16 protein-coding genes are annotated in these 15,657 nt (G+C 42.7%); 1 reads left to right on the plus strand and 15 read right to left on the minus strand.

Annotated features, from left to right (window positions below; genetic code table 11):
- Positions 1-3: 3 nt before the first annotated feature.
- From HUJ19_RS04490 to HUJ19_RS04555, 14 genes are all read right to left on the minus strand, one after another.
- Positions 4-2,124, minus strand: coding sequence for a diguanylate cyclase (locus tag HUJ19_RS04490; RefSeq protein WP_290622507.1), 2,121 nt, complete (start codon positions 2,122-2,124; stop codon positions 4-6).
- Between the two features lie 156 nt (positions 2,125-2,280).
- The gene (locus HUJ19_RS04495) at positions 2,281-2,940 is read right to left on the minus strand and encodes an NADPH-dependent FMN reductase (protein ID WP_290622508.1); all 660 of its coding nucleotides are present in this window, start codon (positions 2,938-2,940) and stop codon (positions 2,281-2,283) included.
- Between the two features lie 17 nt (positions 2,941-2,957).
- On the minus strand, positions 2,958-3,389 hold the full coding sequence (locus HUJ19_RS04500; RefSeq protein ID WP_290622509.1) for a hypothetical protein: 432 nt from the start codon (positions 3,387-3,389) through the stop codon (positions 2,958-2,960).
- Positions 3,390-3,471: 82 nt separating this feature from the next.
- Entirely contained in the window at positions 3,472-4,263 is a 792-nt protein-coding gene (locus HUJ19_RS04505; protein ID WP_290622510.1) for a PhzF family phenazine biosynthesis protein, read from the minus strand.
- A 234-nt stretch (positions 4,264-4,497) separates the two neighbouring features.
- The gene (locus HUJ19_RS04510; RefSeq protein ID WP_290622511.1) at positions 4,498-4,887 is read right to left on the minus strand and encodes a hypothetical protein; all 390 of its coding nucleotides are present in this window, start codon (positions 4,885-4,887) and stop codon (positions 4,498-4,500) included.
- Positions 4,888-4,907: 20 nt separating this feature from the next.
- Positions 4,908-6,083, minus strand: a complete 1,176-nt coding sequence (locus HUJ19_RS04515) for a GGDEF domain-containing protein (RefSeq protein ID WP_290622512.1) — start codon at positions 6,081-6,083, stop codon at positions 4,908-4,910.
- 115 nt (positions 6,084-6,198) lie between these two features.
- On the minus strand, positions 6,199-6,483 hold the full coding sequence (locus HUJ19_RS04520) for a ferritin-like domain-containing protein (RefSeq protein ID WP_290622513.1): 285 nt from the start codon (positions 6,481-6,483) through the stop codon (positions 6,199-6,201).
- Between the two features lie 79 nt (positions 6,484-6,562).
- Positions 6,563-6,973 carry a nucleoside diphosphate kinase regulator gene (gene rnk, locus HUJ19_RS04525; protein WP_290622514.1) on the minus strand — a complete coding sequence of 137 codons (411 nt, stop codon included), beginning with the start codon at positions 6,971-6,973 and terminating at the stop codon, positions 6,563-6,565.
- An 88-nt stretch (positions 6,974-7,061) separates the two neighbouring features.
- Positions 7,062-7,658, minus strand: coding sequence for a DUF1287 domain-containing protein (locus tag HUJ19_RS04530; RefSeq protein ID WP_290622515.1), 597 nt, complete (start codon positions 7,656-7,658; stop codon positions 7,062-7,064).
- A 28-nt stretch (positions 7,659-7,686) separates the two neighbouring features.
- Entirely contained in the window at positions 7,687-9,168 is a 1,482-nt protein-coding gene (locus tag HUJ19_RS04535; protein WP_290622516.1) for an amidohydrolase family protein, read from the minus strand.
- A gap of 15 nt (positions 9,169-9,183) precedes the next feature.
- Positions 9,184-9,930: a DUF6544 family protein gene (locus HUJ19_RS04540; RefSeq protein ID WP_290622517.1), complete on the minus strand. Its 747-nt coding sequence runs from the start codon at positions 9,928-9,930 to the stop codon at positions 9,184-9,186.
- Between the two features lie 236 nt (positions 9,931-10,166).
- Positions 10,167-10,850 carry a hypothetical protein gene (locus tag HUJ19_RS04545; RefSeq protein ID WP_290622518.1) on the minus strand — a complete coding sequence of 228 codons (684 nt, stop codon included), beginning with the start codon at positions 10,848-10,850 and terminating at the stop codon, positions 10,167-10,169.
- A 20-nt stretch (positions 10,851-10,870) separates the two neighbouring features.
- A complete protein-coding gene (locus HUJ19_RS04550; RefSeq protein WP_290622519.1) occupies positions 10,871-11,404 on the minus strand; it encodes a cytochrome b/b6 domain-containing protein in 534 nt (177 codons plus the stop codon).
- Between the two features lie 53 nt (positions 11,405-11,457).
- Positions 11,458-12,291, minus strand: a complete 834-nt coding sequence (locus HUJ19_RS04555; RefSeq protein ID WP_290622520.1) for a hypothetical protein — start codon at positions 12,289-12,291, stop codon at positions 11,458-11,460.
- Positions 12,292-12,364: 73 nt separating this feature from the next.
- Here HUJ19_RS04555 and HUJ19_RS04560 point away from each other — a divergent pair, with 73 nt between their 5' ends.
- Positions 12,365-13,015: an IS1595 family transposase gene (locus HUJ19_RS04560; RefSeq protein ID WP_290622491.1), complete on the plus strand. Its 651-nt coding sequence runs from the start codon at positions 12,365-12,367 to the stop codon at positions 13,013-13,015.
- Positions 13,016-13,146: 131 nt separating this feature from the next.
- On the opposite strand, the gene katG is transcribed toward HUJ19_RS04560, so the two are convergent.
- Complete coding sequence (gene katG / locus HUJ19_RS04565) at positions 13,147-15,303, minus strand: catalase/peroxidase HPI (RefSeq protein WP_290622490.1); 2,157 nt, start codon at positions 15,301-15,303, stop codon at positions 13,147-13,149.
- Positions 15,304-15,657: the final 354 nt, after the last annotated feature.

Here is a 15,657-nt window from a genome sequence, read left to right on the forward strand (position 1 = left end):
AGTTTACTCGCCTCTTGGCCCTTCAATCCTGGTTAATTCTACCCAGGCCTTTTTTTCAGCTTGCAGCAGATCTTTGCTTATTTCTTTTTTGTCTGCATCCTCATCGATTTTGGTCACGCAAGTCGCACGATTTCGTCCGCCCGATTTTGACAAGTAAGCGGCCATATCCGCTAAAAGTAAAGCATCCTCCCAGCTTTGATCTTCATAAGCTGGCCAGGTCACACAACCTGCCGAGATAGTGATTTTTAACAGTTGTCCTTCGAAGTTAAAGGTTTCACTACCAATTTTTTTAATAACTCGATCCGCGACATTACACAGAGCACCATTGATGTTAGGCAACAAGAGTACAAATTCCTCGCCCCCCCAACGCACCACCATATCCCGTTCACGCAATAGGCTTTTAAAACGTTTGGTGATTTCAACTAATACTGCATCGCCAACTGCATGTCCGTAGGTGTCGTTCACTTTCTTAAAGAAGTCCACATCCAGCAAAATAATTCCCATGATGTCATCAGCACGGCCTGGACGATCCAGACTTTTCAATTTTTGATCAAGACCCTGCATGGTTTTTTGTAGAAAACGACGATTGTAGGCACCAGTTAATGGATCACGATCAGTTTGCATCGTCAACTGAGCATTATCGCTTCTTAAACCTCTGTTCCTTTTGCGACTGGCTCTTAGCCATTGCACCAATATTATTGCTATTAGCAAAAATACAATAGCCAATGCAATCCATAATTTCTGCCGAGTTTCCTTCTCCGCAATTTCAGCATCTGCCGTCTGCTTTTCTAATGACAAACGTTCAATTTTGCGATTCTTTTTTTCAGTTTCGTACTGCTCCTGTAAAGCCTGCACGGCATCTTCGCGTTCTGATTTTATAACCTCAGCTTCCAGCTCGATAATTTTCTTGTACGACTCAACAGCACTTTCATGATCATCAAACTCTTCATACAACTTTGCCAAAGAACGGTACATATCCAGGGCATAGGACTTTGATTGTTGTTCCTCTGCTAATGCTATCGCTTCCTTTAACAGTTTAATACCAACGTCCTTATCAATGGATAATGCTATTGCCGCGGCCTTATTATGCATGGCAACGGCACGCCCAACCTTATGATCAATTTCATCTGCCAGCTTTATTGCCTGATTCGCGAATTCAATAGCCTGACCGAATTTTTCCTGCTCAAGATAATTATGTGACAGATTGACTCTTACCGTTAATGCCTGAAGTTTGTCGCTGGTATTTTTCTCCGTCAGTTCCAGCACTTCTTCAAGACATTCAGCCTGCCTGGCATAATCACCCTGTAGTGCATATACCCAACCCTGATTGCTTCGCGTATTGATCATCTGTTCAATATCATTGATCTCTTTTGCCTTGTCGTAAGCTTCTTCTGCCAGGCTCATGGCTCGCTCAAGATCGCGACGATGGATATTAGCCAACACTAAATAGTTAAGCGCACGAATATGGTCGGAAGGACGGTTCAGGTTTTCTGCCAATTCCGCTGCCTCAAGCGCAACTTCGATAGTCTCCGGAATCTTTGTCTGTGAATTAAAGGCATAAGCTTTCAGCTCAAGATATTGCAGATAAATTAGCGGGCTATCCTGCGATGGGCTCAACTGACTCACAACCAGCTCGAGTTCTGGAATATTATTGCTTCTAGCAGCCGCATAGCCCCTGACTATTAACGCTCCAGCGCGGCATACCTCGCAACTTTGCTGTTCGGCAAAAGTTTCTAATTTCTTCTGTGAGTTTCGGGCTTTTTCGATTTGGGATGAGAGGGCTGCAAACTTGCCTAGCCACATGTGGTATTTTGCCCTTTCTTCCAGCGGTGAAAGCTCATCAGGTATTGCATCGGCCCACTCTAGTCGATCCAGCACTATCTGAGGTGATACGCGACCTTTAAGACCAATATCCCGAATAATGTCCTGATAGGTCTCTGCCTTGGCGTGTGGCGCTATGATAACAAACATCAGACAAATGCTTGCCAATAATAGATAAGTTAATTTCTCAATGCACTGATTTGTCATGAGCCAGGACTGCTTTATAAAACTATTTTTTCTATCCTGACTTTTGCCAGATTCCGCTGGCTGAAACACAAATGTCCGAATAACCGGATTTGCCATAGAGCCCCCATTGTTTACAAATAGTTTTTATTCGTAATCGAATTCCCTATTGGCTATCATTTTTTCCGTTTTCAATCGACTTTATTACCCTTCTGGATAGTTATACCATCAAGTTGATTACTTTTCATGCAGTCTTTTTATATCATCTTCTATGGTTTAAGGTGCATTGCGTTGCGATGGATCTTTCTTAAAGGCCCGTATAACCTGATCAGGATTTATTTCTTCGCGGTGCTGTCGAGTCGCCTGCGCCCACCACTCCAGCTGTAAAAATCCGCGGGCAAGATAGTTATGCCAGCGCTCAATGTTTTGACCTTCCTGAAAACTACCATCCTCATTGAACACTTCCTGTGCCTTTGGAATATTAGTCATGGCTGAGACTGGTAGACAACCTAGTTCAGACAGTATTCCACGCATGGACATGGCCGCTCGAACGCCGCCCCATTGTCCGGCAGAATAGGTCACGATAACGCTTGGCTTATATGAAAAAAGCGAGCTGCCGAAATAATTCAAAAGATGCGATAAGGCTGGGCTCATGGTGTGATTGTATTCAGGACTGACCATGATATAGGCGTCCGCCTGTTTAATCTTTTCTGCCAGTTCGTCCAGCTGCTTTGGCGCCTGACCATTTGCATAAGAAAAGTGTGGCTTAAAAGGGGCGCTCAGATCATAGTCCATCGGATCAATAAGCTCGACCTCATGTTCTGACTGGAATGCTTCCAGATGCATCAGGCAGGCTCTGGCGACTCGCAGACCCAGCCGCGCAGGTTTCGGCGGTGTGCTCTCGCGCACGGTTCCAAGAAAGAGTAAATATTTCATAAAGTTTCTAGCATGAGTTATTGATCCAGAAGACCATCATCATCGCTGTCTTCATCAATATGATCAACATCATCACCACCGTCATCCACTTTCTTGACGGTATCGGCTAATGCTTTGCCTGCCTTGAATTTAGCACCGCCTTTTTGATTCGTGCCAGGCTCTACCGGAGCATTACCATCATCACAATCCGAACCGGCCTCACAAACGCTATGGCCCTGATTCACCGTGATATCGATACCTGGAATCGGATCGCCAGCTTGCTGGGCTTGTGGCTTTTTGATATCCATGCCGCGTTTAATGTCAGACTTTTCAATACCACGTGCATTTTCCTGAGTGTTAGTTTGTTCCTGAGTCGCTTTTTCTTTAGTGCTATCGGCCAAAGCCACTCCACCCATTAATGTTAAATAAATCCCCACAACAACCGCTGTTACTTTATTCATAATCTTCATTACCAACTCCTTTGTTCAGTTTTTTTACCAGTTCATGATGAACTGACCTAGACCAGCATACGCCCACTTTTCTGAACTTAACCTAAATGCTAATCTGACCTTGCAAATACAAAACTGCCTTCCCTGACACATGCACCCTATCACCCACCAGTCGACAATAGACCACACCACCACGCTTCGATGCCTGATAAGCCTTGAACTCAGACTTATTCATCTGCTCCGCCCAATAAGGCGCTAGCCCGGCATGAATCGAACCCGTCACCGGATCTTCCTCACCACCATTGGCTGGCCAGAAATAACGCGATACAAAGTCAAACTCCCGGCCTGGCGCTGAAACTACCACATCATAAGGCGCTAACAGTTTGAGCTGTTCACTGTCATACTCAAGCTCTCGTACACTCGCTTCGTCATCATATATCGCAAAGTAAGCCTGCTGACTTCTTAAAACTGCGCTTGGCTTCTTGGACAAACCTTTCACTAATACCTCAGGAATCTCAGCTACAGCCTGCGGCTTGCGATTAGGGAAACTCATATTGATCATACCATCGGCTTGTCGAGTAACTGTCAATTCGCCAACGGCAGGCGCACTGAAAGTCACCTCAGTTAACTCATCATTTTTTAGAAACACCACAAACGCCGAAGCCATGGTCGCATGACCACAAAAATCAATCTCAGTTAAAGGTGAAAACCAACGAATCTGGTAATGATAATTTTGGACAGGTTTTAAAAAGGCAGTCTCGGAAAGATTATTCTCAGCAGCAATCGACAACATCAAATCATCATCAAGCCACTCATCAGTCATAACAACCGCCGCAGCATTGCCCTTAAACAACTCATCAGTAAAGGCATCAACCACATGCATCTCGATCGTCATATTTGTCCCTCTATTTTTAGGATAAACTTTTTAGAATACGCATTAATTACAACTTATAGTTTGTGTCTCTAAAACTTTAAAGCTCTTTATAAGATGGGTTAGGCGATAACCGTAACCCATCATTCACTGAAGCGATGGGTTACGCATAAATGCTAACCCATCCTATATCCAGAATTCACCTAACTAACGTAAGGAGCGTCGTGACGCACCGATTTTGCAGAAACCTCGAAGTCACTACCGCTCCTTCGGGGCTACGCTTGTTGCTTGACTACTTTGTTTAACTGTCTCTCTATACACACAAACATAAGGCATTACATAGATTAAAAACAATGCCATATATAAAATTGATATACCACTACCCAGAACAGCTAATAGTATTATTAGAATAATGTGCCCTAACAAAGCAACGGCTTTATGTTTGAACGTTAGATAATTTAGCCCGATAAAAGTTATGAAATACACATAGCTCCAATCTCCTAAAGATAATTGATGAACTATTGCATCCATTACTAGCATAATATGCGGCACAAAAAATGATAGTAGCGCAACTAAAACTGAAAATCCGAAAATGCCACCGGAAATGAAGTCAGAAATTTCAAACATATTTGCACAGCGTTTAGACATATTCACCTGATAAGATAACCTTAAACCACCACCCGATTTCTTCCCTCTCGCTTTCCAACATATAACTTGTCGTCGGCTCGCGTTATCAGTGTATCCAGGTCATCTTCGTCATTAGCCACGGCTACTCCAATAGTGACGCTCAGGCGCTCGTCGCTCATATCACCTTCTAACTTTATCGCAGTGACACTTTCTTTTAAGCGTTCTGCGATGGCTTGCGCCTCTTTTGCATTGGTGTTCGGCAACCCCACCACAAATTCCTCTCCACCAAAGCGTCCAATAATATCGTTGGGTCGCAGTGACTGCTGACACACCTCGACAATTTTGATCAAAATCAGATCGCCGAAGGTGTGACCCCAGTTGTCATTAACTCGCTTAAAATGATCAACATCAATCATGAACAGACTGAAGGGTGCTTTTTCAAATTGAGAGCGTTGCAACAGGGATCTGGCCCGTTTCATAAAATGCCCTCGGTTATCGACACCTGTTAGCGCATCACTTTCAGCAGCCGTTCGCAATCGTTCTTCCAGGGATTTTCGATGTGCTATTTCTTTTTCCAGATGTCTGTTTTGCTCACGCTCCTCGTTAAGCAGCGCAAATTGCTTGCGTTGCAGAAACTCTATCCTCAACAAAGCGGTGTAACCAACAATATTCGCCACCATTATCAACAGCCCGATAGTTACCGTTGCCACTGGTGATAATTCCGCAAAAACCACTGCTGCTGCTAAAAAGCTGATACTTAAATATAAGCTCGCTAACGCTGACACGGTGAGCAGGTTGGGAATAAGCAGGTAAAATGCCATTATCGCCACCACTATCGCAGTAACCTGGGTAGAGAGGCTTTCCGGGCGCAATGGAACAATTAAAACAATACCGGTCGCGACTATCCACAGCGGCAAAGCATGCAACCACACGTTTCGAGATAAACCGCCACTACGCCCAATCACAAATGCCAAAATCAAACATGAGCTAACCACTACAATACGCATGGTTAGCAATAAATAATACTCATGGGTTAATCCGAGCAGGTTGTAGTCGGTTATGCCAAACATGGCAAACAACACCGCTACCACAATCAATGCAAAGCGTGACTCAAAACGTACACTTTTCTCGATAGAATCGCGGTATTTCAACTCATGGCTACGGTCACGAAACTGCCCCGTTAACCAATGAATGTCATTATTTTTATGCTCTGCCAAATACTTTTCCTATCATTGAGCCAGTGACTTTATTAACGCCTTTTGAGATTTGGTATCTCTTATTCCGGCTTATAAAAAACCTCGAAGTCCCTGTTGTTCCTTCGAGGCTACTCACTTAATGACCAATCTCATCTTCTGTAAACAAATAATCTTTGAGTTCCTGATCGAATGTTGGGTCACGTCGTCGAATCCACTCCAGAACCATGGCAGCATGCTCTTTTTCCTCGTCCCGATTGTGCTTCAGAATTTTCTTCAAATCGTCATCTTTACAGCAATCAATGCGCTGGTTATACCAATCGACTGCTTCGAGTTCTTCCATCAATGAAATGATGGCGCGATGCATATCCTTAGTCTCATCAGATAATTCTTCATAAGGTTCATGGTAACCTTCATTCGACATAACGGACTCCTTTTATTTCATGCTACTGCTTGCTTAAGTTTCAATAATTAATTGGCCATTACTCTCTACCTATAGCTCTTTATCTATAAAAAAGGCCTTCTCTTTCTGGCTGATATACGATCTTATCAATGTGTACTGTTAAGCTGCCGCCACCCGGTTTGGGCCATTCAATTTCACCCCCTTCTTTCAAGCCTAACATAGCGCTTCCCACTGGGGCCAAAATTGATATCTTGTGTTTAGAACCGTCGGCATCTTTGGGATAGACCAGGGTATATTCAAATTCTTCGTTTGATGACGCAACTTTAAAGCGAACAGTTGAATTCATGGTAACAACATTAGCAGGAATTTCTTCTGGCTCTACAATTTCCGCCCTTTCCAGCTCGACTTCCAATTCTTCTTTACCCACGGTGCCGTGTGGCAGGGCTTCTAATATCTTTTCCAGTCTTTCTACATCAAGCGAAGAAATAATAATATTTGGTTTTGTTGACATAACTCTGCTCACTTACAGCTCAATAGTTTTATGAAATAAATAACCATAGATTAGCCTTTTCTGACCGAATACTAAAGCTTATTCAGGCTTATTCTTCGCTTTGCGGGAAATAGCGGTAATGGCCGGTGATGTCATAGTCGAACAGCATATTTTCGAGCTTTGGGCCAGCTCCAATATTGTGCACAATCAGCGGGTTACCAGTTTCTACATCTTTCTGATCAGTTACGATACCGATATGCGGTAGATTACCCGGTAACATCCAGCTTACGATATCTCCGGGCTGATACTGCTGCGGATCATTACTTATTGGCAGACTTTTACCATGACGGCTAAAGAAGGCTTGCAGGTTAGGGACGCGGCGATGATCGATATTCCTGTCGGTTGAGGTTAAGCCCCAGATTCTTTTCGACGGATACAATTCAAAATTATCGCGCATATCTTCATGCACCAACTGCTGCAAATCTATTCCTAGCTTTCTATAGGAACGGATAATGACATCGGTACAGACGCCTATCTCAGGCGGCACATCCCCATTGGGATAGTCGATGGTCATGTATCGACCATCATACTTTATCTCAAATTGCGTTCTCTCCAGCGCTGCTTCTACTAATTGGTCACTTGCAGTTTTTGCCAGTACCGGTGCGCTAAGCATTACTAAGCTGATCACTAATAATATGTTCTTCATTGTTTCTCTAACAGCCACTTAAATCCAATTAGTTCACAGCCTCATCTTGTCGTAAATCTGCAAAGTCCTTTACTCCCTGCAATAATTTATTAATTGCATTTGGGTCTAAATAGTCTCCATTTGTAATGACTCCGCTAATATTCCTGGTATTTGATATATCAATTAATGGATTTGAGTTCAGAATGATAAGTTCCGCCAACTTACCTTCTTCTACACTACCAAGCTTGTTCGCTTTATTAAATGCTTCAGCAGCATACAGCGTAGCCCCTCTTAGTACATCTATCTCCGACAACCCAGCATTGACCATAAGACTCATTTCGTCATGAATTGCAAACCCCCAGACAATCCATGGATATCCCGCATCGGTTCCGACCAATAATCTAACTCCATTTTTGTAGGCATCTTGCGTTCTTAATTTGACCCAATTTACGTATTCTCGTTCTTCTTCACTACTGGCATATCTATCTTTATCTTCTTGAAGTTTACTCATTAACTCTCTTTCTTCTTTTGGCAAATAATCTTCTTGTGCCCCGGTACCTCTGCTTACCATAATTTCTTCTGGTAATCTTTGCGCCATAAGAGTCGGCGTAATCCATGTTCTGTTATTTACCAACACCCTATAAGCTTCTTTACACTTTTCTTCACTAAAACTTTCCACCAACTCTTGCATTAAGTCTGCTACATCAGGATTATCAGAATTAATTGCTGCTATAATTTTTGGTCGTATTTCTTCTTCTTTTGATGAGCATGCCTCTAAAAGATTTCCTGCTCCAAGGTGTGCTATTCCAACCTGACCTGACTTTGACGCTTCTGACACCTTTACTTCTACCGGAACATGCCCTACGACAAACATTCCTTGTTTCTTTGCTTCATCCATTATTGCAAAATACACCTCTTTAGGCGTTTTATCATAGATTTTAATGAAATCTGCTCCCCGCTTATTTGCCAGCCGCACAAATTCTCTTCCATCTTCTGGAGTGCCGGGTGTCCGCTTACTTGACTTTCCATTTGCGCTGACACCATTGGAAAAGGCACTAGACCCAATTTCAATTGGTCCTGTTAACGTTCCTGCTTTAATGTCCTCCTGCCTTTTCTTTAAAGCTTTAATATTGGTGTCTAACTTACCGCATTTATTTCCGCCTTTATCAAAGCAATCGCCTCGCATGTTAACAACGACAAGCACACCATTAGCAATGAGTAATGGATATATTGTCTTTCTTGTAATGTCATCGGAAGAGGTATGAATGTGTGTATCCCAAAGACCTGGCATCAAATACTTGCCCTGCCCGTTAATAATAACGACACCTTTACTATTAATATCTTCACTTGATGGTTTTATACTTTTTATGACTCCATCATTGATCATTACCGTCTGCTCTGTTTTTATTTTTCCACTCTTCACATCAACAATATTCACATTATAGATCACTATATCCTGCTTATCATTAGCACCTACGGCCTTAATACTACATACGATCATCACGACCAAGGCTATGCCGTATATCTTCATTTCTAAACTTCCTTTTTATTCCACATAAGAAATATTCACTTTTAATACTTCACCCTTCCAAACCAGCTCAAACCTGCCATCCAGCCACCATCCTACTTCGCCGTACTTAGGAACTTTGACACCTTCGATTTCATGATAATTTCTGAAGTGCCCTTCCCAGGATCGTTTTTGATAACCTCCATCAAATTGTCCATAGCGGCCTTCGGCATAGACTGATTCCACTTCATTGTTATCATTAAATCTGAACTCTAACTCTACCGTTAGTTCCTTAACCGTTAAACTGGCCAATGCTCTTCTATCATCAATCGCAGTCCAGGTTACGCCCGATTCTGGTAATAATGCCGTTGGAAACCAGACCGCTTCTGCCAGGTACCGATGAAGTGCGCCAGAATTGAGTGGTTTATGGTTTTTGTCGCTTGCAATGGGAATGATACTGAACAATTTCACCTTGCCGGAACCCATGCCATCTTCCAGCCTATCTTCTACTGAGATGAACATGCCCGGAAAAAACTTTATTTTTGCGTTCCAGGTGAAATTTTTAGTTAGCGGGGTAACTGATTGAATAGCCTCAAAGGTGAGCCATTTATTGCTGTCCGTTCTTATCCTTAAGGCACCTGACTGAGCAATATCAATCGCACGAATCATTGGCTGACCGTTGGTCAGCACATGTTCGAAATATCGCTGAACAGGCTCAGGCAGTCTTTCGAAATGACTAAAGTCGACTCTTGCTTCGTACTTTTCTTTACTATTTACCTTAGTCATTTTCACTTCCCTGAACTTTTCGGTGAAACTAATCTAGCTTTGCTTTGCCGGGCTTATTTTATGTAGCAGCCAAAGTATTAAACCAAACACTGCTACCCATATACCAAAGTCAATTAATAAGCCAACCCAAAACGTATTGTGTTCAAACGGGTTGTACCCTAATAAGTAATAACTTAGGCGAGTAATAAAGTATGAAATGATAAATGCTATAAGACTTTTAACGTTTTTGGTCATAATTACTCCTTGTTACCTGCCAACGTTTGTTTTATTGCTTTATAAGCTGCAATTGAGGAGTAATTTACTAACCTCTCAACATCTTCTTTATTTAATTCTGTCGTACTAGATAAATTCCTATAAGCTTCTTTAAAATTGTCATTAGTCATAAACGTATCACCAACTAATTCTCCTGTTACCCCATCAAATATACTTGCTACGTACGCTGGCGTAAATCCTTCTATAAAGCTTAATCTTGTAGTAATACTACTCCCTGGGCACCCTCTGCTCTCTAATTTCGGTATCCCATCCTTTGCTATTAGGACATAATCTAAGTTCCTCTCTTTGCTTACATTTCTTATTTTCTCTTTTCCTTGCGCATTGAGTTTTATACTTCCATCCCATGACGATTCAATCATATAATTTGTCCAGTCAATGGACGAAGTTATTACAACTGGTGTATTGCCTGTTTCCCTAATACCTTTTACATAGCCCTCAGAAATTATTTTGCTGAGATTTTTTTTAACCGGATACTTCTTTTGCTCATTATTAAAAACTGTCACCCCTATATAGTTATGACATAAATCTCTATCTCCATTCAGCCTATAATCGACTCCAATTCTTTTATTATCAATATTCAAATTTGTTCTTGTAGTTGAACAACCTGAAATCAACCAGGTTGCAACAATCAGTACTATAATTTTCATAATAACACCCCTTTCTTATTTTATTTTCCCCACATACGCGGCATGACATTGTTAGTTGTTTTTGACTTTTTGTGCCAGTAGCTCATTATGACGTGGCCAATGGTTAAGGCCAGTAACAGCCAGCCTAACTCTCCGTGCAGTAATCCGCCCAGATCGAGAGTCCACTGTATTTTCTCACTTTCAAAGCCACTGAAGACCGTTATACCAAAGACTTCAAAAGATCGTCCCGAACCATATTGACGTAATAGCCCGAGACTTGGAATTGCCAGCATCAGTACATAAAGTGTTATATGGCCCAGTCTTGCAAGCCAGTTAATGGAAGGTGGGCGATTCGATACGTTCATTAACGCCCAGATGATTCGAATAATAATTAAGACAAACAGCAGTAAGCCCATTGGTTTATGGGTTGGCCAAAAAAAGGCTTCAATAGCGGTATCATCAAAGAAGAAGTGTGAGGCTGCGCTTAAAAACTGCCATAGCAACAATAATGCCATGCCCCAGTGTAACACTCGGCTTACTCGCCCATAACTTTGTTTATTATCTTTTATACTCATTGTTATTCCCCATTATTTTATGCTGTAAAGAATATATCACAGCTTTGATTATTTTATAGATTCATCATCTTTTGGATGTTTTCTGTAATATGCTGGATCACTTTTTTGTCCTGCCAGTATTGCCCATGACTTAATGGGTTCCATGATTTGAACAACTTAGTAAAGAATCCTCTTCCGGCATTAATTTCTATATCCTCAACCCTTTGCTCATAAGAATGACTTAACGGTTTTAAAGGCCAGCCAAGCACATCGTCCTTGTCATAAAAGTTATACCATTTAAAATTCGGCGTTGGTGGTTTTATCGCTTTAATATTTTTATGACCGGCAACAAAGATTGGGATATTACAACCGAGCGTATAAAATCGGTGCAGACTTTTCATTCTTCTGAACTGATCCTGAGATGAGCCCTCATGCACCTCATCATCTCGCTGCATACTCCAGACGCCCACCGAAGCATCAATCCGCTGCGCATCCCAGATGTAGCTTGAAATCACCTGACCACCCAGTGAGTTTGCAACAATTACTACAGGAATCTGGCGGTTGCCAGCTTCTCCAAATACATCATCCATAGCCTTCAAGATCATTTTTTGCGTCAGATAATAGGGACTGTTCTTTACCCGTTTCTTATATTCAAGACTCGCCGCATCGGAAAAGCCGTACAGCAAAAATCGTCTCAGTTTGATCCAGTCTACCTGGTCACGCATTCGCCCCAGAATTTCTTCCTGCTGTCCTTGCAGGATATCCTGATAGTAAAGCGATTTAAAAATTACTTTAGACCAAACTTGTTCACCTAAAGATTTCTGTATCTGATCGTAAAAGCCGGTGTAATAATCCCTTTCGGTATCTCCCATCCCGTGTATAGTTATCAACGCTATTTTTTTATCCATGGCTTCCTCCTTTGTTTAGCCTATTTATTATAAGGGGCTGATCCAGATAACTAGAATTTAGTAAAATCTGGAAATGAAGAAAAGTAGACTAAGCCAATACAAACAAAACCGCCTTATCGAGCACTTTGTGGCTGGTACAACAGCTCGTTGTGCTGCCCAGTTGATTGGCGTAAATGTTAAGACAGCTATTTACTATTATCAGCGTTTAAGGCAGTTGATTTTTAAGTATAGTGAACCATCAGAGCAGCTACTTGGTGAGGTTGAAGTTGACGAGAGTTATTTCGGTGGTAAACGCAAAGGAAAACGAGGTCGAGGCGCAGCAGGTAAAATACCAGTGTTTGGCCTTTTAAAGCGTGGAGGCAAGGTTTTTACGGTGATTATACCCGATGCTAAAGAGCAGACTTTGCTTCCTATTATTCGTGACAAAGTGAAGCCAGACAGCATTGTTTATACTGATACTTTTCGCAGCTATAACGCGTTGGATGTGAGTGAATTTAAGCACTATCGAATCAACCATAGTCAGTTGTTCGCAGATAAGCATAATCACATCAATGGAATAGAGAATTTTTGGAACCAGGCAAAGAGACATTTACGCCAGTTTAATGGTATTCCGAAAGAGCAGTTTCCACTCTATTTGAAGGAGTGTGAGTGGCGATTTAATTACAGTGACCCAAAGTTTCAATTAAAGCAATTAAAACAATGGGTTAAAGAAGAAATGGGTTAGTTATCTGGATCAGCCCCTATTATAATCATCACGCGTCGCCACTCCGTTAGCCAATGCTTATTCTTTAGGAAATATTACGGATATTTATAAAGACATGCCGCACCAGCAATCTGATGCGGCATGTTAGTGAGTTACTTTAGATCAAATCGATCGGCGTTCATGACCTTGCCCCAGGCGGCAACAAAGTCTTTAACAAACTTTTCCTTGTTGTCGTCCTGAGCATAGACTTCAGCCAGTGCTCGAAGAATTGAGTTTGAACCAAACACCAGATCTACACGTGTTGCCGTCCACTTTGCCTTACCGGTTTTACGCTCACACACTTCGTACAGATTATTACCGGTTGGCTTCCAGGTGTAATTCATATCGGTTAAGTTCACAAAGAAGTCATTGGTCAAAGCACCTTCCTGATCGGTAAAGACACCATGCTTACTGTTGCCATAGTTGGCGCCTAACATACGCATACCACCAATCAGTACCGTCATTTCAGGGGCTGTCAGCCCCATCAGTTGCGTACGATCCAATAACATCTCCTCTGGGCTAACCACATAATCTTTCTTCACCCAGTTACGATAACCATCGTGCAAAGGCTCCAGCGGTTCGAAGGACTTAACATCCGTCATTTCGTCAGTGGCATCACCGCGTCCTGGCGTGAATGGAACCTCAATACTGAACCCTGCCTTTTTAGCAGCTATCTCTACACCAACGTTACCTGCTAAGACAATGACATCCGCAATACTGGCACCGCTGTCTTTAGCAATCGGTTCAAGAACTTTCAGTACTTTAGCTAACCGTTCAGGCTCATTAGCCTGCCAATCTTTTTGTGGCGCTAAGCGGATACGTGCTCCATTGGCACCACCGCGAAGATCCGAACCGCGGAAGGTTCTAGCGCTGTCCCAAGCCGTCGCTACCATGTCACTAACTGACAGTCCGCAGGTTTTGATTTTCTCTTTTACCACTGCAACGTCATAATCCTTATTGCCCGCTGGCACCGGATCTTGCCATATTAAATCTTCTCGTGGCGCATCAGGGCCGATATAGCGCGATTTAGGCCCCATGTCGCGGTGTGTCAATTTGAACCAGGCGCGCGCGAATACTTCCGAAAAGTATTCCGGATCCTTGTAGAACTTCTCTGAAATTTTGCGGTATTCAGGATCCATTTTCATCGCCATATCCGCATCGGTCATGATTGGAGTTGTTCGAATGCCAGGGTCTTCTACATCAACCGGTTTATCCTCTTCCTTGATATCAATCGGCTCCCACTGCCATGCGCCCGCCGGGCTTTTCTTCAATTCCCACTCATGATTGAGTAGCATTTCAAAATAGCCGTTGTCCCATTTGGTTGGATGCGTAGTCCAGGCACCTTCAATACCGCTGGTCACTGTATCGCGACCGATACCTCGCTTGGTTTTATTAATCCAGCCAAGTCCCTGCTCTTCCAAATCTGCCGCTTCCGGATCCGGGCCAAGCAATTCAGCATCACCATTGCCATGACATTTACCGACTGTGTGACCGCCTGCCGTCAGCGCAACCGTTTCTTCGTCGTTCATGGCCATGCGCTCAAACGTCACTCGAATATCTTTAGCAGTCTTTAGAGGGTCAGGATTACCGTCTACACCTTCTGGGTTCACATAAATCAAGCCCATCATCACCGCAGCCAAAGGATTTTGCAGATCGCGCTCTCCTGAGTAACGACTATTTTCATTATCGCTTGGCGCCAGCCATTCTTTCTCCGATCCCCAATAGGTATCTTTCTCGGGATGCCAGATATCCTCGCGACCAAAGGCAAAGCCGTAGGTTTTAAGACCCATCGACTCATAGGCAATAGTACCTGCGTAAGTGATTAAATCTGCCCAGCTGAGCTTGTTACCGTATTTTTTCTTGATGGGCCATAGCAGGCGACGTGCCTTATCCAGATTAACGTTATCCGGCCAGGAATTGATAGGAGCAAAACGTTGATTACCGGTTGCCGCACCACCACGGCCATCAGCAATTCGATAAGTCCCTGCAGCATGCCAGCTCAAACGAATCATAAGCCCACCATAATGGCCCCAATCTGCTGGCCACCACTCCTGACTATCTGTCATCAATGCATGTAAATCTTTTTTTAGAGCCTCAAAATCCAACTTCTTAACTTCTTTACGATAATCAAAATCCTCACCCATTGGGTTGGTCTTTCTATCGTGCTGATGCAAAATATCGAGGTTCAGCGCATTAGGCCACCAATCCATATTCGATGTGCTGCTTTTTGTGACGCTACCATGCATCACCGGACATTTCTTTTCTGACATAACAACCTCCATTTACTCTAGGTTCCACTACTTCTTAATCATCAACTTCTAAGCGCTGTGTTTAAGTAGTCTCTAAAATCTCTTACCTGTTATAGCACAATGAAAATGACATTCTCACCTTAATCCGCAACTATTGACGCAAACTATGATCATGGTCATTTTTTTATATCAGAAAGGTTACACGCTTAGTTGTGTAGACACTTGAAAGGTATATCTATATAGGTGCTATATGAGTTTACATCTTTGTTATTATTGGCCTGAAGGACTAATCCTTTGGATACCTCCTAAATAAGTCACTCTGTAGTGGTCAAGTAAAACTGGCCACGGGTTTATAGTTAATCCAGTATTGTTGCT

It is taken from the genome of Kangiella sp., assembly GCF_014762745.1.
Taxonomy (GTDB): Bacteria; Pseudomonadota; Gammaproteobacteria; order Enterobacterales; family Kangiellaceae; genus Kangiella.